General features: G+C 45.1%; 24 protein-coding genes. 9 read left to right on the forward strand and 15 right to left on the reverse strand.

Annotated features, from left to right (window positions below):
* Positions 1-147: 147 nt before the first annotated feature.
* Positions 148-786 carry a TetR/AcrR family transcriptional regulator gene (locus K3T83_RS19175; protein WP_220204564.1) on the forward strand — a complete coding sequence of 213 codons (639 nt, stop codon included), beginning with the start codon at positions 148-150 and terminating at the stop codon, positions 784-786.
* 222 nt (positions 787-1,008) lie between these two features.
* On the opposite strand, the gene K3T83_RS19180 is transcribed toward K3T83_RS19175, so the two are convergent.
* Positions 1,009-1,437: a glycosyltransferase gene (locus tag K3T83_RS19180; protein ID WP_220204565.1), complete on the reverse strand. Its 429-nt coding sequence runs from the start codon at positions 1,435-1,437 to the stop codon at positions 1,009-1,011.
* A gap of 942 nt (positions 1,438-2,379) precedes the next feature.
* Between K3T83_RS19180 and K3T83_RS19185 the strand changes: the two genes are divergently transcribed.
* Both K3T83_RS19185 and K3T83_RS19190 read left to right on the forward strand, forming a co-directional pair.
* On the forward strand, positions 2,380-2,859 hold the full coding sequence (locus K3T83_RS19185) for a hypothetical protein (RefSeq protein ID WP_220204566.1): 480 nt from the start codon (positions 2,380-2,382) through the stop codon (positions 2,857-2,859).
* Positions 2,860-3,102: 243 nt separating this feature from the next.
* The gene (locus tag K3T83_RS19190) at positions 3,103-3,312 is read left to right on the forward strand and encodes a septum formation initiator family protein (protein ID WP_220204567.1); all 210 of its coding nucleotides are present in this window, start codon (positions 3,103-3,105) and stop codon (positions 3,310-3,312) included.
* Positions 3,313-3,925: 613 nt separating this feature from the next.
* Here K3T83_RS19190 and K3T83_RS19195 read toward each other — a convergent pair.
* The 3 genes from K3T83_RS19195 to K3T83_RS19205 form a co-directional block, all read right to left on the reverse strand.
* Entirely contained in the window at positions 3,926-4,141 is a 216-nt protein-coding gene (locus K3T83_RS19195; RefSeq protein ID WP_220204568.1) for a KOW domain-containing RNA-binding protein, read from the reverse strand.
* Positions 4,142-5,272: 1,131 nt separating this feature from the next.
* Positions 5,273-5,458, reverse strand: coding sequence for a 30S ribosomal protein S21 (gene rpsU / locus K3T83_RS19200; RefSeq protein ID WP_220204569.1), 186 nt, complete (start codon positions 5,456-5,458; stop codon positions 5,273-5,275).
* Positions 5,455-5,817 carry a CxxC-x17-CxxC domain-containing protein gene (locus K3T83_RS19205; RefSeq protein ID WP_220204570.1) on the reverse strand — a complete coding sequence of 121 codons (363 nt, stop codon included), beginning with the start codon at positions 5,815-5,817 and terminating at the stop codon, positions 5,455-5,457. The genes rpsU and K3T83_RS19205 overlap by 4 nt, the downstream gene beginning before the upstream one ends.
* A gap of 469 nt (positions 5,818-6,286) precedes the next feature.
* Between K3T83_RS19205 and K3T83_RS19210 the strand changes: the two genes are divergently transcribed.
* A complete protein-coding gene (locus tag K3T83_RS19210; protein ID WP_220204571.1) occupies positions 6,287-6,511 on the forward strand; it encodes a hypothetical protein in 225 nt (74 codons plus the stop codon).
* 149 nt (positions 6,512-6,660) lie between these two features.
* Here K3T83_RS19210 and K3T83_RS19215 read toward each other — a convergent pair whose 3' ends face one another.
* The 4 genes from K3T83_RS19215 to K3T83_RS19230 form a co-directional block, all read right to left on the reverse strand.
* Positions 6,661-7,110 carry a hypothetical protein gene (locus K3T83_RS19215; RefSeq protein WP_220204572.1) on the reverse strand — a complete coding sequence of 150 codons (450 nt, stop codon included), beginning with the start codon at positions 7,108-7,110 and terminating at the stop codon, positions 6,661-6,663.
* A 274-nt stretch (positions 7,111-7,384) separates the two neighbouring features.
* Positions 7,385-7,816: a hypothetical protein gene (locus tag K3T83_RS19220; RefSeq protein WP_220204573.1), complete on the reverse strand. Its 432-nt coding sequence runs from the start codon at positions 7,814-7,816 to the stop codon at positions 7,385-7,387.
* A 152-nt stretch (positions 7,817-7,968) separates the two neighbouring features.
* Positions 7,969-8,385, reverse strand: a complete 417-nt coding sequence (locus tag K3T83_RS19225) for a hypothetical protein (protein WP_220204574.1) — start codon at positions 8,383-8,385, stop codon at positions 7,969-7,971.
* Positions 8,386-8,538: 153 nt separating this feature from the next.
* Positions 8,539-8,901 carry a hypothetical protein gene (locus K3T83_RS19230; protein ID WP_220204575.1) on the reverse strand — a complete coding sequence of 121 codons (363 nt, stop codon included), beginning with the start codon at positions 8,899-8,901 and terminating at the stop codon, positions 8,539-8,541.
* Between the two features lie 521 nt (positions 8,902-9,422).
* Here K3T83_RS19230 and K3T83_RS19235 point away from each other — a divergent pair.
* A complete protein-coding gene (locus tag K3T83_RS19235) occupies positions 9,423-9,737 on the forward strand; it encodes a hypothetical protein (RefSeq protein WP_220204576.1) in 315 nt (104 codons plus the stop codon).
* A 40-nt stretch (positions 9,738-9,777) separates the two neighbouring features.
* Here the strand turns inward: K3T83_RS19235 and K3T83_RS19240 are convergent, their stop codons facing one another.
* The 3 genes from K3T83_RS19240 to K3T83_RS19250 form a co-directional block, all read right to left on the reverse strand.
* The gene (locus K3T83_RS19240) at positions 9,778-10,326 is read right to left on the reverse strand and encodes a CHAT domain-containing protein (protein ID WP_220204577.1); all 549 of its coding nucleotides are present in this window, start codon (positions 10,324-10,326) and stop codon (positions 9,778-9,780) included.
* 72 nt (positions 10,327-10,398) lie between these two features.
* Positions 10,399-13,158, reverse strand: a complete 2,760-nt coding sequence (locus K3T83_RS19245; protein WP_220204578.1) for a tetratricopeptide repeat protein — start codon at positions 13,156-13,158, stop codon at positions 10,399-10,401.
* 26 nt (positions 13,159-13,184) lie between these two features.
* Positions 13,185-13,871 carry a hypothetical protein gene (locus K3T83_RS19250; RefSeq protein WP_220204579.1) on the reverse strand — a complete coding sequence of 229 codons (687 nt, stop codon included), beginning with the start codon at positions 13,869-13,871 and terminating at the stop codon, positions 13,185-13,187.
* Between the two features lie 266 nt (positions 13,872-14,137).
* Here K3T83_RS19250 and K3T83_RS19255 point away from each other — a divergent pair, with 266 nt between their 5' ends.
* The 4 genes from K3T83_RS19255 to K3T83_RS19270 all read left to right on the forward strand — a co-directional run bounded on the left by K3T83_RS19255 (position 14,138) and on the right by K3T83_RS19270 (position 21,551).
* Positions 14,138-15,511: a CHAT domain-containing protein gene (locus K3T83_RS19255; RefSeq protein ID WP_220204580.1), complete on the forward strand. Its 1,374-nt coding sequence runs from the start codon at positions 14,138-14,140 to the stop codon at positions 15,509-15,511.
* Between the two features lie 198 nt (positions 15,512-15,709).
* On the forward strand, positions 15,710-19,357 hold the full coding sequence (locus K3T83_RS19260; protein ID WP_220204581.1) for a P-loop domain-containing protein: 3,648 nt from the start codon (positions 15,710-15,712) through the stop codon (positions 19,355-19,357).
* Positions 19,358-19,428: 71 nt separating this feature from the next.
* On the forward strand, positions 19,429-20,625 hold the full coding sequence (locus tag K3T83_RS19265; RefSeq protein WP_220204582.1) for a hypothetical protein: 1,197 nt from the start codon (positions 19,429-19,431) through the stop codon (positions 20,623-20,625).
* 38 nt (positions 20,626-20,663) lie between these two features.
* Positions 20,664-21,551: an LLM class flavin-dependent oxidoreductase gene (locus tag K3T83_RS19270; protein WP_220204583.1), complete on the forward strand. Its 888-nt coding sequence runs from the start codon at positions 20,664-20,666 to the stop codon at positions 21,549-21,551.
* Between the two features lie 119 nt (positions 21,552-21,670).
* Here K3T83_RS19270 and K3T83_RS19275 read toward each other — a convergent pair whose 3' ends face one another.
* The 4 genes from K3T83_RS19275 to K3T83_RS19290 all read right to left on the reverse strand — a co-directional run bounded on the left by K3T83_RS19275 (position 21,671) and on the right by K3T83_RS19290 (position 25,655).
* A complete protein-coding gene (locus tag K3T83_RS19275; protein ID WP_220204584.1) occupies positions 21,671-22,060 on the reverse strand; it encodes a cupin domain-containing protein in 390 nt (129 codons plus the stop codon).
* Positions 22,061-22,213: 153 nt separating this feature from the next.
* On the reverse strand, positions 22,214-23,077 hold the full coding sequence (locus tag K3T83_RS19280) for a Cof-type HAD-IIB family hydrolase (RefSeq protein ID WP_220204585.1): 864 nt from the start codon (positions 23,075-23,077) through the stop codon (positions 22,214-22,216).
* Between the two features lie 11 nt (positions 23,078-23,088).
* Complete coding sequence (locus K3T83_RS19285; RefSeq protein ID WP_220204586.1) at positions 23,089-24,324, reverse strand: tetratricopeptide repeat protein; 1,236 nt, start codon at positions 24,322-24,324, stop codon at positions 23,089-23,091.
* Positions 24,324-25,655 (reverse strand): helix-turn-helix domain-containing protein, encoded by a 1,332-nt coding sequence (locus K3T83_RS19290; protein WP_220204587.1) that lies wholly within the window; start codon positions 25,653-25,655, stop codon positions 24,324-24,326. The genes K3T83_RS19285 and K3T83_RS19290 overlap by 1 nt, the downstream gene beginning before the upstream one ends.
* Positions 25,656-25,740: the final 85 nt, after the last annotated feature.

The following is a 25,740-nucleotide window of genomic DNA, read 5'->3' on the forward strand; positions in this document are numbered from 1 at the left end:
CCAATTGCTAGCCTACTTAACCGTCGTCTATAATACTAAGGCTCGGTGACTCCGCAATCAATAATCAAGCTCGCGCTCTTGTTGATTATTGAACAGAAGAGAGAAACTGTTGAGAAAATATGGCGATCAGAGACAGGAGCAGGTATTATGGCGACCCCGAAAAGGAACGTGGATCGGCGCATCCAGCGCACGCGTCAGGTGTTACAGCAAGCGTTCAAGGAAATCGTCCATGAAAAGGGCGAGGCTGTGATAGGTATCTGGGGAATTGAAAAGGGCTTTCTGGCGATGAGTATCCAGGAGATTACGGAGCGGGCCAACGTCAATCGGGGAACCTTTTACCTCCATTTTGCCGATAAATATATGTTGGCGGATACCATCATCCGTGAGCAGTTTCACCAGATGGTGGCAAGCACACTCCCTTCCTCACCTCGATGGGAAAGCAGGACGTTGCATCTGCTCATTGAGGTGGTGCTGGACAGCTTTGAACACAAATATCACCACCAACACCACTCGTCCTTCGTCCTTGCTCCGCTGCTTGAGCGGGCTACGCAAGAGGAACTCACGGAGCTTCTCTTCACGTGGCTCAAACAGGAGAGGAGCACGAAGACGCGAGGGGCTGTGCCGCTGGAAACGATTGCCAACATCGTCAGTTGGGCAATTTTCGGAGCTGCTCTTCAGTGGAGTCAGGAGGAAACGACGATGTCCAAAGAACAGATGACGAATGCGATCTTACAGGTAATCACGGAGGGAACGGCGTGTCTCGTACCTGATGAATTAGTAGAGTAGCGGCTTGTTGGTTTGTCTCAAGCCTTTGTAGACCAACTCCCAAGTAACCTTACTCATATCCGCTGCTTCCCATCACATGACAGATCAGTACTCACCTTTATATGTTTACAAGTTTTACAGAGTATCTCCTACCAGTCAAGCTTGGGAAAGAAACGGGTCTTTTGCTTTTCACATCCACTTCTATTCTACCATATCATACATTTCCCTATCTTCATATCCTTTTTACGGTTTCTTGACTGCCATCGAAGCTCGCTTGCTCCAGACATGATTGCCGTTCATGGTTTTTTTTGCACCATGAGAAAGCTTGTCCGGCATGAGGAGAGATTCATGTGTTTTCACAGGAACAAGAGGTGCAATGTGTGGCTCCTGGGAGGAATGATACCTCAAAGCGTTCTTTCCACGTGAAGATGCGATGACCTTCTTGTACACTCTGATGTACTTCTCGGTCATCACGTGAGCCGTGAAATGATGCTCAACATGAGTACTGACGGTTGCGCGATCAATCTCGTCGATTCTTCCAATAGATTGCACCATCTCATGTACTCCCTCGACCAGGAAGCCGCTTTTTTGATGGACTACAATTTCTGGTGCCGCTCCACGACGAAAGGCAATGACAGGACAGCCTACCGCCATTGCCTCGATCATCACCATACCAAATAGTTCTTCCCACTAGATAGGGTTGAGCAAGCCACGGCGGGGCAATGTGTGCGATTTTCATAGGTTATCCTTTACAAGAGTGACACAGATACATGGTGGGAGCTAGAAGCAAGTGTGGCTTCTCATGTTAGAAAGGAGCTATCTCTCTCAATAGTCCAGTCTTTGCATAGAAATCATGATTTTCCTGCTCAAGATGGTTACTGATGAGGTATCTCATCGAGACGTTCATTACATATGTCAGAAAGCCTTGCTCTGGTGGGGAAGGAATCGCAGTGCTTCTAGAGTCGGATCTGAGTATGTGTTCATCCAGGAGGCAGAGCGCACGAGAATACATATGCAATACCATCATTATATATTATTTTTTAACTCATTGCAATTAAGGTGAACATGTGGCTTTGGATATACAGATAATATGATAAAATATGATATACTATATACAACATCTAAAAATATATTATGTTGCAGTGCTTATAGAGGACTCCGTTGGGGAGAGTTTTCTTTCGCCTTGCATTTGAACGGTTTACCTAGAGAGAAAGTATTCCGATGAGCAGCAATTGGATCACAATAGTCGAGGCAGTCGCTATAATTAGCAAGAACAGCCATCACCCGGTGAGTCCTTCTCACGTCCAAACGCTTGTCAACGGAGGTAAGATTGGTACGCGATCCTTGTATGGAGGAACGGCATTCCTCAAGCGCAGCGATGTCGAAGCAACCCGTGTGGCAGCAGATACAGGTAACAATCACAGGGAAAGATGTTGAGAGCGGAATAATCAGGATCTCATCAGTTGAAAGAAGCTATCCCCGCTTTGGGAAGTCTCTTTTGCGTAGGATTGTCACCATCTCTGACACCCTGATGTAGAACTCAAAAATGATGATATCCTCATGTTGCCAATCAGTGGCAAGTCATCAGTGAAACAAGCGAAAGGGAAGAGCCAGATGATAAAGAACGCAGTAAGGCAAGATCAGGAGAAGCAGAAGGTGAGAGATATCGGACGAATGTCGGGTTTCTTCAGTGCTTATTCAGCATTGCAAACGGGAATAACACCGTACCACGCCAAGTATGCCATAACATCCGTGTGCGATCCCAAAACACTCAGTGACCCGAAGCTGCTGAAGAGGTCGAAAGAAGATCTCGATCCTCATGCCATCTATCTGGAAGAAAACGACTGCCAGGACCTCTACACAGAAGGGTGGAATGAGGGACACAGCCAGGGAGTTCGGGCGTATGAGACCCGCGATCTGGAACTGATCGGGGAAATCGCACGCCTTGCGGGGCGTCTTGCCCCCTTTTACACCTCTTACACGACAGCGGAAAACGATGCACGCGACTGTCAAGTCGTTGGAGAGGCACGTGCCCACTTCATCATGAACTGGCGACAAACCGGAGGTGATAGACGAAGGCGGAAAGGGATCTAGCTCAAGGGCTGTGTTACAACAAGGTGTGCTTTCATGGCACTGCAAACGGTATCCGGTGCATGGAGAGGCAAGAGCAAAGAGACAAAAGGCGACGTAATGAGAATAGTTTATATAAATAAGTGTAATTGTGTATTTAAATGCGTATTTACATAAATGAATGCACATTCTCTTTTATTTGTTCCAATGTATCACTGTGCGAAAAATAGCAGACCACCTGGGAGGTGAGAAAGGAAAACGGATTATATGGACGGAACCAATTTTGAGCAATTAGCACAAGAGATCCTCACACAAAAGCAGCATATGGATCAACTTGAGGCTGAGAATGGCGAACTGCGTGCGCGTATCGCTGACCTGCGTGCAGGACGAGGACTCACGCTGATTATTTCTGGAATCCATTTCGCTGTAGGAGACAACCCCTCTCCTGGTGCGTACTTGTCTGAGACGAGAAGATAATCTCTTCCTGCTCTCTTACCGTTGCCTGTGAGATGGCAATCTGCAGAACAGGCCATGAGCGTCTGCAGACCAAACGTGATCAACGCATGACGTATACCTCTTAGCCACCTGTGGGCCAGACACTTCGACAAAGGCGCGTGGAGGTATAAGCACAGGATGTCTGGATCACGTTTGGCATCCTCGCCTACTTTCCTGTTTGCAAAAAGTTTTGGGACACTCACTATCTTGTTACGAAATGTGCGCAGAAGTAACGTCGGTGATCTGCTACTGTGACCAACAAATGCTCCTGAGTCGATGGCAGCCATCCTCGCAGTTTTTTCTGTACACACTCCTCACACCGATATCCAAAAAGAGTGCTCCCTTGTTCATTGTAATGTTCATACACGAAACACAGGTGTCTGATGGTGACACTCTTCCTTCTCTTTTGCAGCGGAAACGAGGAAGAGGTGCTACACTCTATCATGGAATTGATTGCGCCTCTTCTCTTGTGCTTTTTTCCTGCTATGAGAGCGATAGGCCATAGATCTAAAAACGAGTTGCCCCTGATAAAAGGAGATCTACCTGTTTCTGACTTGCCATGATGTTTATTATATCCTTTTTTAACGTCTAGACTTTATGTTGTAAAGGATATCTCATCCCCTGGAACGACCAATTCAATGTACGCGTCCTCATCAATATAGGCTTCAAAAAGCCTGGTCTCATGAGTTTCATCTAGCAGTACATACACGACTCCACCATCTGCTGCATTTATTTTTCCTGTTTCTCCGGTGCGTTTGATACGCACGTGATCACCTTCCTGAAAATAGCTTCCATCTGCATCTGTCTTCATTGTTATTCCTCCCTTGCTCAAGTTGCTGGTAGAAGTTTTTCTGCACTTGTCATTCCTGATAGCTCCCCTTCTACTCGCAGCATTGTCAATTGTGGTTCGTTAGCCACCGGTAATTTCCAGTATTCCATCACCATAAAATTGATCCTTTCAGAAATATCTGTATACTATCATACAATATTTTTCATAATTTAACGAATTTTCTTTATTTCTGATACAAATTGCGGTTTTATAAAAAATGGTAGCCATAAGAGGTTGTGGTATTTTAGTAAGTCGTGTTCTCCTTATCACCTCCCCTGAAACAAATCATCCATACTATTCCTCTCATGCAAAGTACTCTTTGAGAGAGTGTCCTCACCACACGATTGAGTGCCGGAAAGGAACTCACCGCGAAAGAATGAGTCGGATCAAGGTAAACTCAATGAGCAGGTCGTGAGTCCTTCGCAGCCCCGAGACACGTGGCGAAAGCGAGCCAACCCAACTAGCGTTCGCTCAATCGCCTAGCGTTTTCGCTGCATCTGAAAGCAGCCTTTGGGCACAGGTACAGGTTCATCATGAACCAATAGCTGGGTTTTGCAGGGCCAGGATGCCAGTTGGTAATTGGTGGCAAAAGACGATTACTTTCACAAGTCTGATCCTCTTGGAGCAGTTATTGGAGCTTTTGAGAGAGAAAACTGGAGGGGGAATGGAAGTGGACTAGCACTGGTGAGAGCGTTGCCGTAGCCCGTCGGTTCCGCGATCAGACCGGCAATGGCTATCGCTGTTGACGGTCTTTTACTTCTTCCCCTCCAGGATTTGCCATCCTCGTTTGCTTTCCTGGAGAGGAAAGTCAGCTTCAGGCCATCCTTGATCCAGGGGCGGCAACTTCATCTGCGACATGCTCTCTCAAGCAATGAACACTTCCTTCTCTTCTGATGCTCCTTCAAAACAGGCCCCACTCTTTCTGACTCTCATGGGGAAGGCGAAGAAGCACAAAGCCTCTATAAAGATACAAGCGAACCCCTACAGAGGCTGTCTTCGTTAAAGTTGCGAGAAAGGTCTTTTCACGAGAAGCGGCCTTCATTGCACGATGCAATCGGGAAGATCACTTATTACACTTATCAAGGTTATATGCTCGTTACTTGGGAATCAAGATTAGCGAACATAGCGGCGGCGTTTACGTCGTTGCGCCTCGGCCTTGCGCTTGCGTCGAGCCTGTGGACTCTCATAATGCCTACGTCGTCGTGCCTCTGACAGAATGCCAGCCTCTTGTACCTTCCGATTAAAGCGTTTGAGTGCGACCTCAAACGAATCGCCTGGATGCACTATAATTTCTGTCATGAAGACTGCCCGTGCGATCTTCGGTCGTTGGAGCGAGGAGTACGCTGAGACTGGTAACAATTACTGCAATAAACTGGTCTGTCTTCTCGCGGCTGAAAAGGTACTTGCGTCTCGCTACCGCAGGTCGCACAGATGGCATCGTACATTTGACGCGCATCGCGGTCCCGATATCCACCGCTGCTTCTGTCAAAGGAAGACCTCGATCCCCCACCAGCCTGCCTATGAGCAGCTCGACATTCTGGGCAGCGGCCAGGTGCATTGTTCAGTCCTCGGCTGGCATAAAATTCTTGCTCACCGACAGTAAAGATAAATGCCTGGTTGCAATCGCGACAATACAGGGTTTGATCAGTTAATGGCATGAGTTCTTCTCAGTTCTGAGGGTGTTTACCCCTCGAAAACGCCTGTATCGCGCAGCTTCCAATAGACATTCTACTCTGAGCAACAATACACCATACAGGATTTTTAAGTATACCATACAAAGCCATGAATTTCATTCATCTTTCCTTACATACAGGGCTTTCCAATTCTCCCATCTAGCGGGAGTGCAGAGGGCGGCAGCCCTTTGCCGGGGTGCGGGGTGTCCCCGCAAAAACCTTTTTTCTTCTCTTTTGCGCGCCGCCGCAGGCGGCGCGCGAAGGAGGGAAGGAAACTGGGGACACCTCAGACCCCGGCAGGGAGACCCCTGCACCCCTTTGAGCGGAGAACTGGAAAGCCCTGCCTTACATAGAGGACATATTCTATAGTACACTTCTAAGATGACGGAGAATGAATAAGATTGCTCTCTCAGGTAGGCTAAGAGGAGAGAGTCCAGAGAAACGAGATAGACTCATGACGATGCCAAATCTCGACCAAACGGAAGGGATCTGGATTGGACGCGCTTCAGATCAGGGATTTCACTTCGTCCAGGATGTGTTTCCAGGAGATACGCAACGTGAACAGTGGCATCGGGCAAATTGTCAGATTTTGATCGCTCGTGGGCAGCTCTGGAGTTGCACCTGCTGGTTACGTAACACCTCATTATTTATCTCGACATCACTCTCTGGATGTACATAGCTCAAAAAAAGTAAATAGTTCTCTAAGGTATCTTCTCGTTCCATTATTCTCACGTCTGCTCATCATTCTCATTTGGGGTTTTCTATGAAAGTGGGTTAACCTCCCATGAAAATACATCAAAACATATCCTCATCAGGACGACTCCCTTCTCAATCATTTTCAAAGTGTTCTAAGACCCATGTATGCCAGCTTTCACGACACTGCTGTTTATAAAAGTCCCATGTGCTTTTCTTTACCTTGAGCATATCCCTTAACAAAGTCAGTTCAGCTTGAGAAAGATCCTCTTCAGCTTGATAGCACAATTTGCCTGTATCTCTTTCCTTTACTACACGGAGAGCCTTTATCCATAGTTCAGGGCCTTCAAGCCGCTTCAACTGAGCCAGGGTCTCAAGGAGCAGCTCCCTTGTCTGTACAAATGTGTTCATCACTTTTCCTTTTCGGATACTCTTCGGCTTTCTCACAATGAAGGAGCGGATAAGAGACATCATAAGCGGGAGGCGAATAAAAATCATCCAGCCATCAGGTTCTGGAGAGCAAGGCACCACATCGTCCTGCAGAGGAAATCCTTCAGTCAGAAACGCGAATGCATAAAACTGCATAGGCAATAATCACCATTATATATTATTTTTAAATAAATTGCAATTAATATGAATTTTTAAATAAAATTACTAAAAATATGATGTATTTATTATGAGCTTAAAATTTACTATCTATTAGTGCTTATGGAGGAACACGCTGGTAGACAACATTGACCCAGAGAGTCTCTACGGGCAAAATTGGATCTCCTGTCAATTTGAGGAAAACTTCGGGAACTGATACAAAAGTTGACCGATATGGTTTGAAAACACTCACTCGGAGAGATATTCGCTTCCTTTACACGTGCGACTCCCGACGGACACGACGTAAATAATCGGCGAGGTGTGCGTGAAATGTTCCTTCCTCACCCCACTCAGGATGGAGCGAGTGATGTGCGTTGAATGCGAGTGGAAGTACAATGGCTGCAAAGCTCTGTAGATTCATTTGCTCTAACAAATTGCGGAGATGATGAGGAGCAGGAGCAAGCCAGTGTGTGTTTGCTCTTTCTTCATATTCCGCTCGATTATTCTTGAGGAGTGTCAAGCATTCCCCGCTCCCAAGCGTATAGCCTAACGCAGACCGTGCTGCTGCCTGCGCTTGGGAAGAGGAAGCAAGTGGTTCCCCACTTATCCAGAGATGCACTATTTGGAAAAGATCACGATCAGAAAGGGCCAGCAAATCCACCTGGACTTGTTTGGCAAAGATTCGAGCTTGTCTTGTTAATCGCATCGAGATCTCCTTGTGTTTGGATGAAAGGAAATTCTATATACTACAGCCATCTGATCTTAGCACGCTTATTATTTCCCTTACACTCTCTGGTCATAATTGCTTGATGGGATGCCTCCTCTTCCTCGCTACGCTTCCAGAGCACCTACCTGCATTCACGCCTCCCAATTATTTTTTCCGTTCTGGCCATTAGAGGATCGATTTGAGATCCTCTGAATGGTTGAGATGATTCCTCTTCCATGCTGTTCAATCAGTTCTTGATCATGCGCATAGTAAAAGGCTTTGCAGTATGTCCCCTCTGGGGTTACAATTCTCACTTCAAGTTGCTCTGCGTCAGAAAGCTCCACATAGGTAGTTGCTGTGGTTTCAGCGCGAGTAAAGGAAATCTCTCTGGCTGGAGAAGTTCGATAGGTTTTTTTGCTGGTGGTTCTCATAGAGAGATGTCCGGCTTCCATCAAAGAAGAGATACTACATGCAATCTCATAGAGATAGGAATCAGAATCCCTGAATCTCTCTTTGAGGATGCATTCATAGGAAATATGAATAAGAGGAACGTCAGATTGCTTCTTCAAAAGATGGGCCTCGTTTGGGAAAACCGACATAGAAATGCTCGCTTTCTCGATAGACACAAAGTGGATAGATAAAAGGAGAATAAACATGCACATCGAATAGTGGAGGATAAAGAAAGGTGGCAGCAAGCAAGGGACAACCAGGATCGCAGACGCTCAGAGATCACCCCCTTCTCCTTGAAGCCTTCGCCGCCGTTGCTCTGAACTCCAGCGAGTGAGAAGCAACGTATCCCCATCATTTTTTTGTTCATAGAAGACAGTAGCGGTGTCAAAGCTGACCTGGCAACAAGCTTCTCCATCTTCAGGCTCCTGCGTCGATTGCAGCCATGCTCGCAGTTTTTTCTGCGCACACTCCTCGCACAGATACCCAAAAAGACTGCGCTCTTGCTCATCGTGATGTTCATACACGAACACAGGCGTCTGATGGTGACACTCTTCGCAGACACGATCCCAGAGATTTTTATTGCGTGTGTATCGATTCAAGCTCCAAATGAGTTTGCCAGATGGTATTCTGCTCATCTCTCTCCTTCCATCACGAGAAATAGTCAACACTCACCTGAAGAAGTTCTGCCTCATTATACAGAAGGCAAAGAGCTAGAAAGAGGATAAATAGAAACATCCAACAACCACGACTTCTCAATGAGATCTTTCATCTGTTAAAGTCTATTTCAGTTCATGAGCATCACATATCACTATAATAAATATACCATAGTTTCGTAAAAAATCCAATACAATCTAAGAAATTTTAAGAATTGCTATCACACTCATAAAATTATGAGACAAATTTGTTTATATATGATATTATTTAGTAATAATTGGATAATATTTTTCCGACTCATTATTAGTCATGTGTTCGAGCAAGCAACTTCATCTGCCCATTTAATAAACACATGTGCTTGCTCCTCCCAAATGGATCAACTTTATGGAAAATCTCCATCCAGATTATGCGTCCAGTAACATATAATTCTTCTAGCACAAAAATTGCTAAAAGATATTGGAATACATCCATATTTTGTCTTTTCTTGAAAGGAAACAAACAAATGGATAAACCTTCTATTGAAACTGGGGAACACTCACGACAACAAAGAATGCGTGATGCTAGTGCTTATTCTGCTCGTCTGCAAGAGGTCATGCGCTACAATCGGCTTCCTTCTTCCGATTATCCTTTCGCTATGGCGATTCTTCGCGCGATATCGCAGGGCGACACGGAAGAAAAATGGAAAGAAGCACTCCAACAGAGGCGAAAGATCTCACTCTCTCCGTCTCCAGAAAAAGAGTCATCATCTGCTGATACAGATGATGACTACACACGATTGGTACTTCGTTTGAAAAGTCTAACGCTCTGGCCCTGGTAGCTGTCTTCTTCTATAGCAGAAAGAGAAGAGGTGTTATACTCTATTCAGGAACATCAGTATCCTTATCCAGCATCTCAAGCTGGATCGCAGCTCGCGCCTGGGTAAAAGTGTCTTGTACAGACAGTCCATATCCTAGCGCTTGGTAGAATGCTTCAGTGAAGGCGAGTGCCGCTGTGTCATGAATTTTGCCTTTCATCGCGATAACGCAATCAACCTCTTCTGTAAGAGGCTCAGCTTCTTGTCTGGAGTAACATGCGTTCAAAACGAGGAGGCGAACGGTATCCTTGACACTGTGGCAGACAGTCTTAAGTGCTTGCAAAGATATAAGTTGAGCATCGTCGTCTTCTCCTAGTTGAAACAGCTTTCTCCCAGGAGAACCATGCCCACTGAAATGTACTATGTTGGGACTATGTTGATTCAACTTGTCGAGCCAATCTTTAGGGCGGCTTGCCGGGACAGATACTAAAGCTAAGCGATCTCTGTATATGGCTGAGCGTAATTTCTCTTCTATTATGCGATATTCTTTATCTACACGGAGATAGCCCTGGTTGGTAGGAAGATTTGTTGAAAGAAAAAGAATCTTTGCCATAAAACTGTTATGTTCCTGTCTTACTTACTCTACATATGAAAAGCTTCATATGTGCGACTTCGATTGTGATACCTATAAATTACCAGATAGCGCCGCTTCTATTATCTGATTTGCTCGTGGATATATCTCGGCTACTGCCGACTCAAATGGCTGTCCGTTTGCCATGCGAAGTTGCAACTCCTCCGTTATCGCTCCGTATTGAGGATAATGTAGTGCCTCAAAAATATCTTTCGCTAGCAGAAAGCAGGCCAGTGCAACATCGTTGCGCTGTACTAACACGTGCAATTGTCCAATGTTTCTGAGTACAATACCTTCCTGCCAGCGATCTCCGATCTCTCTAAAGATGCGCAATGCCTGCATATAATATTCAAGGCTATCTTGTTCCTGCCCACACATCCGATAAAAAACACCCAGGTTATTGCAGGTAATACCCTCTCCTCGTCTCTCACCGATTTCCCGAAAGTTCTGCAGTGCCCGCCGATAGTGGTCGAGGGCTTTCCCGAACTGGTAGAGTTGACTGTAAGCTTCACCCAGGTTATTCCGTGTACGCGCAATTTCTGCCGTATCTCCCGTCGCTTTGTGGATAATTAAAGCTTGTTTGTAGTAGGCAAGAGCCTGCTGATAGTAACTGTTATGACTCTTGTTCGACGCTAGCGCTGCCTGTCCCTGGCTTTGTAGCGCCCGCCCCAGGTTGTTCAGCGTTACCCCTTGCTCAGTACATTCTGGCATTTTTTCACCAAGATGGAGTGCTTCCTGATAATATTTGAGTGCTTGCTCTATCTGCCCATCTGCGCGGTAAATTGATCCCAGATTATTTAGCGCCTTAACTTCTCCTTCTCGTGCCCCTATGCTCTTATATAAAGATAAAGATTTTTCAAAACAATCTTGCGCTTTATACTTGTATCCGAGTCCGTTATAAACTTCACCCAGCTCATTGTGGATTTGTGCAAACCGCTCTGTTTCCTCCTGCAATTGTTCAGAAGATAGTAACAGTTCATAGAGTATCGATAGAGGAGCATTGTCTCCCCAACGATGCAGGTGAAAGAAGAGTCTTTTCTGTTCCATCAAGGCGTAGGCTTCCTGATACTTTTCAGCTTTACAAAGGTGCCAAACCGCTTCGATGAGTGCGTGCATATCTTCTATGCGCTGGTATGGTTTCTCGTATATACTGAAACTATCCTGGTAGTAACGTGCGGCTTCAGCATGAGCTTTGCGGATGTCTATCCGGTTGGCATCATCATTTGTGGTGGAATGATTTCTGAGGAAATCAGCAATCAGTGGATGTAATGCGTAATATTCCTCCTCCACTTGTGAAATATTTAATAGCTTATAATCCTGAATAGCTTCTAATGCTATCAGCGCTTCCTCTTCCGTAACCCGCGTTTGTCTGTGTATAATGGTGTATGCTGCGTGCCAGGGTACGGCCTCACGGTAGATAGAAAATGCAAGGAGTAAATGGAGCTGGTTCTCGTTCTTCAACAAGTGTTCATAAATGTAGTCCCACAAGTTGCGTTTTACGTCCTTGATCCATAGTCGCTTGTAGCGAGGATTGTCAAGCAGAGTTGCAAGGTCTACATGGTGTTTCTGTCGTAGCTGATCTAAGAGTACTAACGCCAACAAGTGTCCTTCACAGTGTTGTATTGCACGCGTCAGATGCTTCTCGTCGTCTTGCACACCCCATTGGCGCAGTAGAGCAACTCCTTCGGGTATATGCAATCCTTCGACGCAGTGTTCTCGCCTGTATATTTGATGATAGACACCTGTCCCTTGAGGATAGGTATGAGCAGTTAATAAAATACGGCAGGCACAAGCCTGGCTGTTTAGCATGTCAAGCCATTCGCTAATTTCTGCATAGTTGCCAGGCTCTCTTCCCGCGTGATCGTCCAGCCACTCTTCAAACTGATCCAGCACGATGAGTCGTGGGGTACTTTCATGTTTCAAAAGATGGAAAAGCTCCACGGCAAGATTGAGGTGAGGATTGAAAAAAACTGGCCTCCAGTCATGCGAAAGAGAATAATCGAAAGTATCGTGAGAAGTTTTTAATGCGACTGCGACAACTCGGATTAGATCTGTTATAGTGCCGCTTGCCTCGATCCTGAGCCAGAGAGCTTCGGATGTGAAAAGACCTTCACCAGCACGGCGACGCTCCTCTGCATAAGAATAGACCTGGGCGGCCAGGGTTGATTTCCCGATACCTTTTATGCCCGTCAAGACTACAGCAGAGACATCTGGTTGGATCAGCTTTGTGTAGACTGTACTGACCACCGATTCACGTTGGAGTATAGCTGTTTTGTGCTGATGTGGTGGTGGCTCTGTGCGTATCACACCTCTAGTTACCTGAGTGGGCCGTCGCAGATCAAGCAGCCGCATAACTTCACGATATATCTCGTCGGCAATACTCGCGTATGCTTCTTCGCGGTGTGTCCAGCTTGTAATAGGCCGTTCCCCATATGGTAATGCCCGTAGATCACCAATAGCAGTCAATTTCCAGCCAGGCGCGAGACGGAGTAGTACAGGAATAACATGTATTCCGGCTGTTGCCTTTCTATATAACGCCAGTTGCATTTCGTTGAGGCAACTATCCTCTTCAAAGTAGTCTGGGCTGATCAGAAGCAAAATGATCTGGGCTTTCTCAAAATAGAAGGTTCTTTCCTGCTCTACAGGTAGTCCGGCTCCGGCTTGAGCCGACTGCCATGTGGTGATCTTTCCCTCTCGTCGTAGTACCACGAGATGTCGGTCCAATTGATGCACCAGTGTCTGATCCACCTGCGAGTTCGCACAGGAATAATAGATTGTTATAGATTTTTTTTCTGCCTCTGAACCTACAGACATATATTTTTCCTTTAATCAGATGGATTTTATTCACCTAAAGCCGCCAGCCGCTTTTTTGCTGATGACAATCCCTTCTGGGCTTCACCATACCAATGTTTCCAGTACCTTGTTTGCTTGATAGAGCGGCTTAAGTCATCAAGAACATCGAGCGCTTCAGAAAATTCATTATATGCCTGTTTAGCCTTTTTCACTCGAATAGAATGAAGCGTTACTTCTCGGCTCTGATTTAGTTTCTCTCGACCACTGTAGATCAGACTCCAGGCAGGCCTTAACGCAAAGTCGAGCGCGGAATCACGGGCTGCTTCGATATCTCCTTCACGATAATTCCCCGAATCCTTTTCGCGCTCTCTCTCTTGTAGAGATTGAAAAACAATCGGGTAAATCTGTTCTGCTGCCAATTGTGCATCATTTTGCAGAATATACAAGTTGAGTTCTCTTTGAGTGGCAATTGCAAGAATAGCAGCTTTTAACCTTAAGATATCTTGACGATCAAGCTGCAACGATTTAACCACTTGCTCTATTTCTTCGGTATCCAGGAGAGGAAGCTGGCTCGATGGCGTATCCAGTGACTGTTTGAGGCGGAACACTGTTTCTTGATCGATGCCCAGATGTTCTAGATACTCCAAATTCTGCCCCCGTTGACTAAGAACACGTTCTAATTCTCTGGTAAAGATATTCCAACATGGCTGCGATTCTTTGTCTTGTTGCTGCATAGATATTTCCCTCCTTGATTTACTATTTTACCTCAAAATAATCGAATATTACAGCTATAAGAATCATCTTTAACATAATATCATTCTTTATTTCTCTTATATAGGTTGCTTGCTAATGTGTAGTATGTGTTGATTGTTGGAAAAGTAGTCTATATGGTTATTGTGTTTATTGTATTTATCTGGTACTCTTTCAAAGAAGAATCATCTTTACTGTCTCAATAGATAACCTGAAACACGAATTATCTCATTACAGGAGGAGATGCGACATGGAGCAGCAGAGAAATAAAAAACAGAATATGAGCCGAAAACCTCTGGTCTACCACGACTTTAACCTGCGTTTTGCCAGTTACAATGAGGCTGAAGGTACATTTAAAGTGTGGGTAGAGGGAGAGACTCTGGGAGGTACGATGCGGCCTGATGACGCTTTCATCTGCTCGTATGAACCAGAGGCTTTCTGGAATGATTCTTCTACTGGAAGCGGCGGTTTACTTGGAGATCTGGAGCGACGGCGGCTGAAGAAAGAAGGGATGTTTGCACTCGGAAAGATGCTCGCCGATCTGGCGTTACCACCAGGACTGGTACGGGATCTCTTCCAACAAAGTCTGAGCGCTCTTCAGATAGGTGAAGGGCTGCGGGTACGATTACACATAGATCCGGCTGCTCTAACCCATTTGCCCTGGGAGTTTATGGCGCTGTCGCAGGTATCGGGGGAACCTCAAGCCACCGATTTTCTAGCACTGCGGCGAGAAATTTCCATTGTGCGTACTGATACAGTAGAGACGTTTATGCAGCCCCTTCCTGAGCGACCTGTTGCACGAGTCGTAGGCGTACTTTCTAGTCCTGATGGTCAGATGGAGCTGGATGTAAGTAAAGATAGGGAGGCCGTCGAAGGGGCTGTGCAGGCACTATGTCAGGCCACCGGACAAAATCTCATCGAGGTGATTTGGGCGAAGAGGCCAGCTACACGTGAAGCTCTTATGCAGGCCCTGGCCGGCGGCGCAGATATCTTTCACTTTGCCGGACATGGTGTGTTTATCGACTCGGAAGGCCAGGTTGTTCTGGAAAAGGGAGATAATACGAGTGACTTCTATAGAGGAGAGCAACTGGCCCAGCTTTTGCATAACGCAGGAGTTCGCCTGACGGTCCTGGGCGCATGTGAGACAGGCCGGCGTAATGGGCGCAATATATGGGGGAGCATTGCAGGGGCGTTGACTCGCCAGAAGATACCGGCCGTGGTTGCTAATCAATTCAAGATCAGAGATGGTGATGCTATTTTGCTTGCAGCCAATATCTATCCACTTATTCTTGCCGGAGGCACTGTGGATGAAGCTGTCTATGAAGCTCGCCAGGCCATCTACCAGCATAACGGTCTGGAAGATCGGGATTGGGGAGTTCCCGTACTTTACTTGCATGATGCAAGTGGTATACTCTTTCCTACGCCTGAAACTGACACAGCCGAGCATTCATCACACAGTCCTTTCTTGCGTGTTTCTGATACCTTTAACAAGGTCCGAGGTCATGTTGTTGATGTCAAGATAGGGGTAGTCACGCAGGGGCATATACAAATCAACAATAAGGTTGATTCTGTTGAAAAAGAGGGAACATTTACCACCTTTGAGGCGGATCAGTTTGGAAGATAAAACGACATACAGGGAGTAGCTTTACAGGAGTAAAGCTATCCAGAAATATATTTCATCGCTAAGAGCAATCAAGCGGCATATGAAAAAAAGAGATAATAGCATGTTAATGTTTTGTTATAGATAAACTCTAACTATATGCTAGTATGAGTAGGAGGATAGAATAACGTCAATGTGAATTTCTATAATTGAGAAGGAAATATGGGTAACGTTTCAAACATAGCCGAGGAAGATCTCTTTTTCAAACCTCTCGTCGAGAAGTATGTAGATAACGACGATTTGTTCATATCCCGATCCTGGCTAACGGAACGTGTTAAAGAAAAGCTAAACGATCCGCTATGTCGCTTTATTCTCATCACAGGAGAGCCGGGCATAGGAAAAACAACGTTGATGGCAGAACTGGCTCGTCAGGACCAGAACAGACTGCGTTATTTTCTCCGACACGATAGTCAGACTCCTTTGAGGGAAGGAACGTTATTATCTTTTTTTCGTGAGATCGGTTATCAATTATTTGAACACCGTCCAGAACTTTTTAAGAGTAAAGAGCTAGAAGTAATTATTAATCAGCATATTCACACCTTACTCCCTGGAGGAGTTGTAAGGGCTGCTAGCATAAAAAATTTCTTCGCCTCTCCTTTTAGCAAAAGAACCCTCGCCATCACACAAGAGGTGGATGTTGCCGGTGGCGAGGCAGAGGCGTTGACAATAGAAAACTTTATATCGGATCAGTATTTACTCGATATAGACAGGCTAAAACTGTTAGCGCTTCTCGGTCCTGCACGAGCACTACAAAAAGAAAACTCTGATGAGCGTATCATTATTCTTGTGGATGCTCTTGATGAGTTACAAAACGGTGATAAACAGCAAAGTATTCTCAACTGGCTTACCAATTGTGCTGTTGACACTCCCGAATTCCCCTCTAACTTACAATTCATCTTGACATCACGACCAGATGACAAGCTGCTGGAACGTTTCAAAGAACGCCAGGAAAAATGGCTACGGGTGATCAATCTTGATCCGACGTCGAAAGATCAAGGCGTTGCGGAGAAGATAAATGAGGACTTGCTGGCCTGTACGGATAAATTTAGCAACCTGGACGCTATCAAGCCCTTGTTTGGTACTTATGGTATAGAAAAAATAGATTTCGCGCAAAATATGATTAAGAGGGCAGAAGGAAACTTTCTGTATATCCGTATGCTGTTCCGAGCGATAGAGAATCCGGTCAACCAGGAACAACAGGAGCATCTCCTTAGACTTGAAGAAATTCCAAAAGGCCTGGGGAATTTGTATCATTATTTTTTAACCTGGATAAAAAGGCGCGACGATCTCCCTGATCTCATAACTGTTTGGGATAAAAAGGCTCGCAAATCTTATAAGATGCCGTATTGGGATGAATTGATCAAGCCTATTTTGGGCGTTTTAGCAGTTGCAAAGGAAGCTTTGGCGATCAGACAAATCATTAATTTTACCGCTGTCGAACTTGAAGAGAGCCTTGTGCTTGATGCCCTGGGATATGTCAGGCAATTTCTGGACGAAGATGATAAGCGCTATTTTCTCTTCCATAATACGTTTGCTGAATTCATGACCTCTGAGGAAACATATAAGGAACATCTTGAGGATTATTGGTCTCCGATAGAGTGGAATAGTAGAATAGCTGCTTATTACTACACAGAGCCAGCTTCCAGGCCGGGTATAGATTGGGATAGATTGGATGAGTACGGTCTGAAGTATCTGCCTACTCATATGGCGGAAGCAGATATGCACCAGGAGCTTTATCATCTGGTGGCGTGTGGAGAAGAGAAGAACGAATGGGCAAGTAGGCGAGCAGAAAGAGATGGTTCTTATGTTGGCTATTTGTATGATCTCAGCCTGGTGTGGAACAGCGTAACTGGCTCGTCCGGCTGGGATGTTACATCTCAGATACGCTGCGTGCTCATTGAGAGTAGCATTCACTCTCTGGCTGGAAATATCATACCATCTCTTTTGCCTTATCACATACAATTTGGAGATATCAAAATAGAGGCAGCTTTTGCCAGTATCTTACATATACCACATCCGCGTCAGCGTGCTCAGGCACTCAAAATCATTGCACCTTATTTGTCGAAAAGTCTAATAGAAACGGCATTAGCACAGGCAACTATTATCTTCAACGACCAGAATCTTTATGAGCGAGAGCGCCTGGATATGCTTTGTGCTATGCTGCCATACCTTTCGTCAGAATCGCAAACCAGGACCGCTCAGACCCTATGGGAAAGATTGCGGGCGCTACCAGAAGGTAAATATCTGGTCAAAAAATTGGTTTCCCTCTGGAGCTTCTTTCCTGATCCCATACAGCGCCAGGCGTTTGAGCGGGTGAAAAACATGGATGACCAGCCGCATCTCGTTGATGCTTTAACTGGATTGATGCCGCAGCTTTCGCCAATTCAACGTGAGCAAGCGCTCGCGAGAGTACAGGCAATCGCTAGTGATACGCTACGCTTGACAGGCCAGGCTAAACTGGCCTGCTATCTGGGCGATGAGAAAAAAATGGACCTCCTGAGGCATACCCTGACCATAACGAATGAACACCAGTGTTTAGCGATTCTGACCCATCTGCTACCAGAACTTCAGGGAACTGAGCGTAGTATGGCGATCAACAAGGCGTGGACAAATATCCAGAAAATAGGAAACAGTTCATACGCTACTCACGCCCTTTATCGATTTACACCATATTTATCACAGAAACAGAAACAAGAAGCTCTTGCTATGGTCTGGCCTGCAAGCTCTCTTAATCCATTGAAGATAAAAACCCTATTCAAACTACTGGAGGATGCTCCTGCCAAGCAGCGCGAAGCAATTTGTGAGCATGTGCGGCAAAGTATGCAAAACTTTATCGATGAAATGCAAAAGGACGATAGTAAGACAGCCAGCCATTTCATGCGGTTGACCGGGTTTATCCCTTATCTTTCGTATGACCAAAGAAGCCAGGTGATGAGCCTGGCTTACAGTATTGCTGATCGTTCTTTACGCTCATGGATACTGCTGAAAATGGTCGAAGAAGATTTAGTGAAATATCTGCTGCCAGATGCTCAGCGTGAATTTGTACGAAAAGGCTTTTTAGTTCAGGAAATAGGTGACTATGCTGAACGAGCGACCATCAGGGCGATACTGGCTGGATATGCATCAGAAAGTGTGCAACGAGATGCGTGGCAAGATGCAGAACGGATTATAGAACAGCAACGAGAGGGACAACTCTCTGATAAGACCAACAAGGCGTTGGAATGGCTTGGGCTGGTTGAATATCTCTCCTCTGAAGAGAAGCAGGTTGAATATGTGGACAAAGCTATAACTCTGCTAAAAGCTGATCGCACGCTGAACGAAATTGCCTACCTGCTTATTCGCTATGGGCCAAATGATGTGCCTTATAAACTGGCTTTTCCAAAAAACGATCTATGGCGTCAGCCTATCAATTTTGAATATGTACGCGATCGCTTGCAACAAAATTTAGGTGGAGAGAGAAAAGGACGGGAGCAGCCAGAGAGAAATAAGGGAAAAGAAGAGCAATTATCACAGAAAGAGAGAAGAGAGATCATCATACATGCTCTAACTTTCATCAAAGAGCACAGTAACAAAAGAACTGATAAGGATGTTCGTAGAGCATTAGATGGTTGGACTGAAAAGGGCTTTTTCTCTGAGAAGGAGTGCAGAGAAATATGGTGTGATGCATTGCGGTCTTCCGCAAGACGAGACCGTAAAACATGCATGTGTGATTTGCTGACCTTGATTCCGTTAACGATTCGCCTGGACGCAGGTTCAGCGGAAGCCGAACTACAACGAGCGCTCCGAGATATAGAAAGGTGGTGGCCCTAAAATATCCCTTTTACATCTATATACCAGGAAAAGTATTGTTGTACACCATTACAATAGAGGAGTTTATTGCTATGGATGATGATATAACCTCTGCGACAGTGGATAATAGTGTGAATGCAGCACAGTTAGATAGCGCGATGGCTTTCACAACCTTTTATCATATTAACGATTATACGGAGGCCGGATACGCCAATTTGCCGCGTTATGTAGCGACAAGCTATCCATTAGTGCTCTGGGCACCATCTGGACTTTTATTGGAGAGATGCTATAAAGATGAAAGCAATGCCTGTTCTATCTCTCCAGATCAATTTATCAAGCTTGTTGAGGCCAATTACATTCAAGTTATCGGAAGAGAGGAATGGTTTGATAAAAGCTGGCGCAATGATCATCGGTGGAAGGATGCGCACTGGCTTGACGGTTTTGACGATAGGCTGGTGGCTATTATGCGCGAACGAGAGAATGCTCCACTTTCTTCACGCTCGGTACGCATAGTAGAAAAAGAAGATGGGCCAGCCTGGGCAGACGAGTATCTGGCAGATAAATCGAGTAGCGTTGTAGCGATTATTTTAAATCTGATTCAGGAAAAAAAGGTGCCTCAAGGAGTGCAGGAAAAAGCTTCGGGATTTCTTGAGAAAGGAAATCACCGGGAGGCAGTTAAAATAGTTTTACGAGATTTACGCAACCATGTGAGAGCGAAGGAACTGGCTGAGGCTAAAGTGCCATTTTTGTCGCAGAAAGATGCTGACTTTTTCCGTTTGATAGAAGCGGAAGGGAAAATTCGTGAGGTCAGAAGGGAACTGGTGGTCAGTGTAGAGATGGGAAGAGCAATCATAGAATTGGTTGAGCGGCTCACGCAACCGGAACACGTTATCAGCCTCGATGGTTTTCTTGGCACCAACTTACATCATGAGCTATCATCATGGTTCAGTCAAGCTACAGATCTAGCAAGCACCTTTTTACCGCAAGATTTCCGTTCTTCTCTCCAAAAACTGCTTGAGGAATATGCAGCAAAAGGACGGTTAAGTGAGTCTTTGACGAGGCGGCTTCGCGGCCAGTCTCCTCTGTTTGCTCCTGTTGTCGATACTGATGCTCTGATTGTCTGGCTTATCCGTCAGGTGATAGATCCTGATGATATACTGGAAACGTCTAACATTTATGTGGATGAAATACCTATCGGAAATGGCATTCTCCAACGGGCAGGGATGGGAAATGCTGTTGGGAGGCAGGAGTTTCCTCACCTTTCTAGTGACCAACTACAGGCGGCTTAGGGCAAGGTAAACAAAAGTGCCGGATCTGAGGAGACGATATGGCAAACATCGAATTTGGCTTAATCATTCGACCAAGCACTTTTACGTTGCCAATAAACCCTTATGACTTGCATGAATATAATTGCCGCTGCATTCAGGCTGTTTCACAGGTATTCACAACCATCTGGGTTGAGGATCATCTTCAATGGGGAAACGATGTCACGCTTGAATGTTTCACGACCATGAGTTATCTGGCAGCCATGTTTCCTCACTTCCGCATAGGCAGCATTGTACTCAGCCAATCGTATCGCAATCCGGCACTGGTCGCTAAAATGATTGCAAATCTTCATTTCCTTTCAGGAGGGCGATGTATTCTTGGCATTGGAGCAGGCTGGAAGGCTGACGAGCACATTGCCTATGGCTATCCTATGCCTGACAAGGAGCGTTGGGAACAGCTAGAAGAGGCCATTGTGATTATTCGTTCCATGTGGATGGAACAGGCTGCTACCTTTGTCGGGAAACATTATCAGATACACAATGTTTACTGTGAGCCGAGACCTTCGCCCTCTATACCGCTTTTGATAGGTGGCGGCGGCGAACGACGTACGCTGCCCCTGGTCGCTCGTTATGCTGATTGGTGGAATTACAATTCTTGTCCAGTTGAGGAATATGCTCATAAAGTTGCAGTACTCAAGGAACATTGCAGACGTATTGGGCGCGATTTCGCTGAAATTACACTTACATATTCAGGTACAGTAAACGTATCAGAAGACCCTGCTGAGATTGTAAGTGCTTCACCCAGATATGTTATAGCAGGCACTAGTTCAGAGGTTATAGAACGATTAAATCGTTATTGTGATGTAGGAGTAAGGCATCTTATGTTACGCTTTTCTGGCTTCCAGGCGCTAGAACATTTTGTTGCAACTGTGGCCCCACACTTCATGTAGCAGTTCGTGATCTATAAGCTTCTGTCGGATATGGCTAAAAGAGCCGCAAGGTTGGGGGGACACCCCCACAAATTAATATCTCCCCAACTCTGTGGCTCTTTCCCTTGCTGAAAGCCACGCTACATTTGCAGTTGAAAAGCAAACATGTCCTGATTCTCCGAGTCAAAAGGAATACTGGAGAAGCATAGCATGGTGCTTCCAGGCTCAAGTAGGAAAGCATGAGCCGTGAGGGGGTGAATTTGAATAACTGATCCCTGACGTACTGGCAGCGTGATCTGTTCCCCGTTGGGTACGCCATCCTCATCCACTGTAACGTAGCAACATTTTCCTCCACCACTGGCAATCACAAAAGTCTCATGTCTTTCCTTGTGAAAATGGTTGCCTAATGGGAGCTTTTCCATGATAGTAAAATACTGCACTGAAGATGTAAGAAAGTTGCATTCCAAAATCTTGCGGCGATTGTCTGAGTGAGCGTGTTCAAAAGTTCTAACCTCGACAAATCCGGTCATTGCTCTGTACCTCATTTAGCACCTGTATGCATTGATAAGTTCAACAGACTGTCGTATCACCAGCTTCTCAAAGTATTCTTTAATTATACGATATAGCAATGTATTTCATATGAATAGTATTTCATTGCGTATACAGTCTCTATTCATGAGCATTCATTCTTTTCTGTGTATGAGATACTCGAGTGTACCTTTTTCGCAGATAGCGTCCGTTAAATGAATAGGAAAAGGGAATGAGAAGCCTCTTAACTGTTCTTTCTCTCCCACAAATACAAATTTGACAGGAATACCATTACGATCTATCTCTGCGGCCATTTCACTATCTGATGGACTATCACCAAATGCGATAAAAGATTGGGAACGGATTTGCTGTTCTTCTAGCCAATGTAGTATCCTCCTGGCTCCAAGAGCTTTACCCAGTTGTTTGTCTTCAATATCAGTAGCAATACGAGTTGGATCAACACGAAATTGATGAGCCAGATGAGTGCGTAGCAATATATTCCTCAATAGCACTTCCAATTGTGCCTGGTCAGCTTTGTATTGCATATAATCGGCTCCAGGCTTCATTTGTGGAGAAAGCACAGCTTCTTTTATTTCGCCTGGAAACATGGTTTCTGCAAAGTTGGAGAGAATAAGTTCTGTAACCTCTTCCCTAAGTGAAGAAGGTATCAATACAACATTTTTTGCAACAACAGGCTTTTCTAAATTTCCCTGTTTATCAAAGGTTACGCGGAAAGCCCCTTTTTGATAAGCAATACAGAGCTTGTTTAGATTACTTCGGCAAGATAATTGATGTTCGAGGGGGGGAAGAATATCCTGGGAAATCCACTGTAATCCTCTTCCAGTATTAAAGGCGACCGGTTCACCATTATCAAGTATCCTGGCAATTTTATCGATGACTTCAGGTTCGACTCTACCTGTGAGGGGATTGGTAATGACTCCATCGATATCAAATAATAACGTGATTGGAAAAGATTGACCCTCCGTACGAAATTCGGAATTGTTAGATTTATCTGGCATGAAATATCCTCTCAGTGAGAAGTAGGGGTGTGATTTGTAAGCCGCCAATAATAAACAAATTCTAGGAATGTCTCTGTAAGCTGTTGACGGGTAAGTATTTTTAGCGAGTGGTACATAACCAGGCTTTGCCATAAATAATGTAAGCCCTTTCGTACGTGCCGCAAAATTAGATGGGCTATTGCTATTCGTCGTAAGCTACTGGCTATTCCTTGCTGATTATGCAACTGGCGGCGCATGGTTAATGATTTTTGCAAATGGATTAAGGCTTCTTCTCCTTGCTGTTCAGTAAGGGCTATACATCCCAATTGTTCATAGGAATCAGATATTCCTCTCTGGTCGCTAATTGCTTCATAATGTGTAATGGCTCGACCACACAGCTTTCGTGCGACCAGTATGTTCCTCTCATCCAGGTAGACCCAGGCGAGATGGTGAGCAGCCGTTGCAATTTTTCCCTGGCTCTGTTCGATTTCTGCCCCTTTCAATAATTGTTCAAGATAGAAGTGCGCTTGTGCATAATCCTTTTTTCGTCGATAAACTACACCTAGCATCAATAGTATATGGCTGGTTGACGCATTTGTTCCCTGTTGCTTGTTTCGTCCGTATATTTCGAGGTAAATTGCCAGAGCTGCATCCAGCTCTTCTCTATTGAGGTGATAAGCTGCTACCTCGGCGCGAATTGCCGCCCATTGTTCAAAGTTCGTTTCTTGTAGTAAAGGTTCTACCTGTTTCATAGTTTGAAAAGCGATTTCATAGTCTCCCTGGTTAAACTGAAGACGTCCGAGGTCTAGTAATGCTCGCGCATATGTGGGCATATCATCTTGTTTGCTTGCTTCTGCCGCAGCGATCAGGTTGTCCTTTGCTTTACTCCACTCTCCTAGCGCATATTGAGTCTGACCGTTGAGTAATAATAGTTGTGCCGATTTCCTTTGTAATGTTGTGTTTAAGGACAGTGTTGCTTCACACCAGCGTAATAATTCCTTTTGCAATCCTCTTTGTTGTAAATAAGGAGTAAGAACTTCGATATATTTATTCAACAACTGCGCTGCCTCTTCGCTGCGAAGGCCAATAAGCCAGTCAAAACTGCTGCGTAAATTGGCAAATTCTGTATCTAATCTGCTATATTGTGCTTGGTACTGCTGTGCCAGGTTAAGACGAGTTTGGGCAGCGATATAGAGCATGGAATGAATTGTGTGGTGTGCCCTGTTCTGTAAATCTATTTGCGCATTATCCGATTGAAAAAGGTTCATTACAGCTCTTGCTCCTGCCATATATTAGGCAACTCACTAAGTACGAATTGTCGAGTGAGTTGGTGGATACTATAACGTATCTGGCTATTGACAAGAGAGGTTTCTAACAAAGAGGAAGCTACTAGCTGATCAATAGCTTCCACTAAAGCAGCATTATTCTCAACCAAACCGGCATTTGCAAGTTCTTCCCATCCTATTGTGGTTACTACAGTACTACCGATATATGTGAGAATGCTCCGAGCACTGTACGAAAGATGTCGCCAGCTTTGGCGAAACATGAAAGAATAGAGCTTGTTTTCAGCGTGTTGTAGTTGATCAAGGACGCGGTCTAGATCTAAAAATCTGGTTTGTGCAAGAACCAGCTTCAATGCCAATGGCGCTCCGCCCGAGACGTTATGAAGCTCGACAATTTTTTCTCGGGAGAGATTCAGCAATTCTTGTCTTCCTTGCAGCGCCAACTCTTGCTGTAAGAAAGCAGAGGTATCATCTAGTTCCAGCCCTCTCAAAGAGTAAGAGTAGCAAAAATCGTGGCGAACTTGCTCTCGGCTAGTAATAATCGCACGGCTTATACCGAGCAAGCTTCGTAAATGAGCGACGAGAGCCTGAGCGTTTTCAGCCGTTTCAAGATTATCTATGAGGATCATGTAAGGCTGCCTTCTCAGTAATTGTACGATGGCTATATGTTTTTCTGTAAACGTTAATGTGAGCAATTCCCAGCAATCCAACTGGCGTGCAATAGTATCTAGTAGCCCATTGAAATCAAGGGTTGCTTCGCTAACACGAATAATTTCCCCACCAACGAATAACTCTTGTTTGGCGCTATCGCCGACAATTCCTTCAAAAACCCCTTGAAGCATCAATCGTTTGCTTAACTCTACTGCCAGAGCGGTTTTACCCATACCAGCCAGACCGTCAATAACAATTGCTAGTGTGTCCTGCGGATCTTGTAACATAGCAAATAATCTGTTCAGGCTTTCCTCTCGTTTTGGTAAATGGTAATAACGTTCATCTGGTATTGCGAGAGGCCATATGATAGGAAGTTCGTTACCACTCTGACGTATAGCTTTTCTACTTGAGATATTTTGCTGAGAATCGGCCTCACCATCCTCAACTACTTTTTCTAACAAGCCCAGCTCATAAGCGTCCTTATTAAAGATTTCGCAGAGCTTGCGACGATAATACGCACTTGGTACGCTACTCCCATTTTCCCAGCGGCTGATATTGACTATGGTCGTCCCTATTTTTTCTGCCAGTATCTCCTGTGTCCAACCAGCAAGTTCCCGCATATGTTTTAATCGACGATTATGATGCGCTCTATTCTCCTTGTCCATAAAGAAATCCTCACAATCTTCTTCCACAAAGAACTGCTATCTTGCCTATCTAGAGAAGACGTTCCAAAGCACTAAATTACTGATA

Source organism: Reticulibacter mediterranei (genome assembly GCF_016587455.1).

What these genes read in the sequence shown, in the direction of transcription:
- K3T83_RS19175 (WP_220204564.1), top strand. Translation starts at nt 148, where the DNA reads ATGGCGACCCCGAAAAGGAACGTGGATCGGCGCATCCAGCGCACGCGT.
- K3T83_RS19180 (WP_220204565.1), bottom strand. Translation starts at nt 1,437, where the DNA reads ATGGTGATGATCGAGGCAATGGCGGTAGGCTGTCCTGTCATTGCCTTT.
- K3T83_RS19185 (WP_220204566.1), top strand. Translation starts at nt 2,380, where the DNA reads ATGATAAAGAACGCAGTAAGGCAAGATCAGGAGAAGCAGAAGGTGAGA.
- K3T83_RS19190 (WP_220204567.1), top strand. Translation starts at nt 3,103, where the DNA reads ATGGACGGAACCAATTTTGAGCAATTAGCACAAGAGATCCTCACACAA.
- K3T83_RS19195 (WP_220204568.1), bottom strand. Translation starts at nt 4,141, where the DNA reads ATGAAGACAGATGCAGATGGAAGCTATTTTCAGGAAGGTGATCACGTG.
- rpsU (WP_220204569.1), bottom strand. Translation starts at nt 5,458, where the DNA reads ATGACAGAAATTATAGTGCATCCAGGCGATTCGTTTGAGGTCGCACTC.
- K3T83_RS19205 (WP_220204570.1), bottom strand. Translation starts at nt 5,817, where the DNA reads ATGCCATTAACTGATCAAACCCTGTATTGTCGCGATTGCAACCAGGCA.
- K3T83_RS19210 (WP_220204571.1), top strand. Translation starts at nt 6,287, where the DNA reads ATGACGATGCCAAATCTCGACCAAACGGAAGGGATCTGGATTGGACGC.
- K3T83_RS19215 (WP_220204572.1), bottom strand. Translation starts at nt 7,110, where the DNA reads ATGCAGTTTTATGCATTCGCGTTTCTGACTGAAGGATTTCCTCTGCAG.
- K3T83_RS19220 (WP_220204573.1), bottom strand. Translation starts at nt 7,816, where the DNA reads ATGCGATTAACAAGACAAGCTCGAATCTTTGCCAAACAAGTCCAGGTG.
- K3T83_RS19230 (WP_220204575.1), bottom strand. Translation starts at nt 8,901, where the DNA reads ATGAGCAGAATACCATCTGGCAAACTCATTTGGAGCTTGAATCGATAC.
- K3T83_RS19235 (WP_220204576.1), top strand. Translation starts at nt 9,423, where the DNA reads ATGGATAAACCTTCTATTGAAACTGGGGAACACTCACGACAACAAAGA.
- K3T83_RS19240 (WP_220204577.1), bottom strand. Translation starts at nt 10,326, where the DNA reads ATGGCAAAGATTCTTTTTCTTTCAACAAATCTTCCTACCAACCAGGGC.
- K3T83_RS19245 (WP_220204578.1), bottom strand. Translation starts at nt 13,158, where the DNA reads ATGTCTGTAGGTTCAGAGGCAGAAAAAAAATCTATAACAATCTATTAT.
- K3T83_RS19250 (WP_220204579.1), bottom strand. Translation starts at nt 13,871, where the DNA reads ATGCAGCAACAAGACAAAGAATCGCAGCCATGTTGGAATATCTTTACC.
- K3T83_RS19255 (WP_220204580.1), top strand. Translation starts at nt 14,138, where the DNA reads ATGGAGCAGCAGAGAAATAAAAAACAGAATATGAGCCGAAAACCTCTG.
- K3T83_RS19260 (WP_220204581.1), top strand. Translation starts at nt 15,710, where the DNA reads ATGGGTAACGTTTCAAACATAGCCGAGGAAGATCTCTTTTTCAAACCT.
- K3T83_RS19265 (WP_220204582.1), top strand. Translation starts at nt 19,429, where the DNA reads ATGGATGATGATATAACCTCTGCGACAGTGGATAATAGTGTGAATGCA.
- K3T83_RS19270 (WP_220204583.1), top strand. Translation starts at nt 20,664, where the DNA reads ATGGCAAACATCGAATTTGGCTTAATCATTCGACCAAGCACTTTTACG.
- K3T83_RS19275 (WP_220204584.1), bottom strand. Translation starts at nt 22,060, where the DNA reads ATGACCGGATTTGTCGAGGTTAGAACTTTTGAACACGCTCACTCAGAC.
- K3T83_RS19280 (WP_220204585.1), bottom strand. Translation starts at nt 23,077, where the DNA reads ATGCCAGATAAATCTAACAATTCCGAATTTCGTACGGAGGGTCAATCT.
- K3T83_RS19285 (WP_220204586.1), bottom strand. Translation starts at nt 24,324, where the DNA reads ATGAACCTTTTTCAATCGGATAATGCGCAAATAGATTTACAGAACAGG.
- K3T83_RS19290 (WP_220204587.1), bottom strand. Translation starts at nt 25,655, where the DNA reads ATGGACAAGGAGAATAGAGCGCATCATAATCGTCGATTAAAACATATG.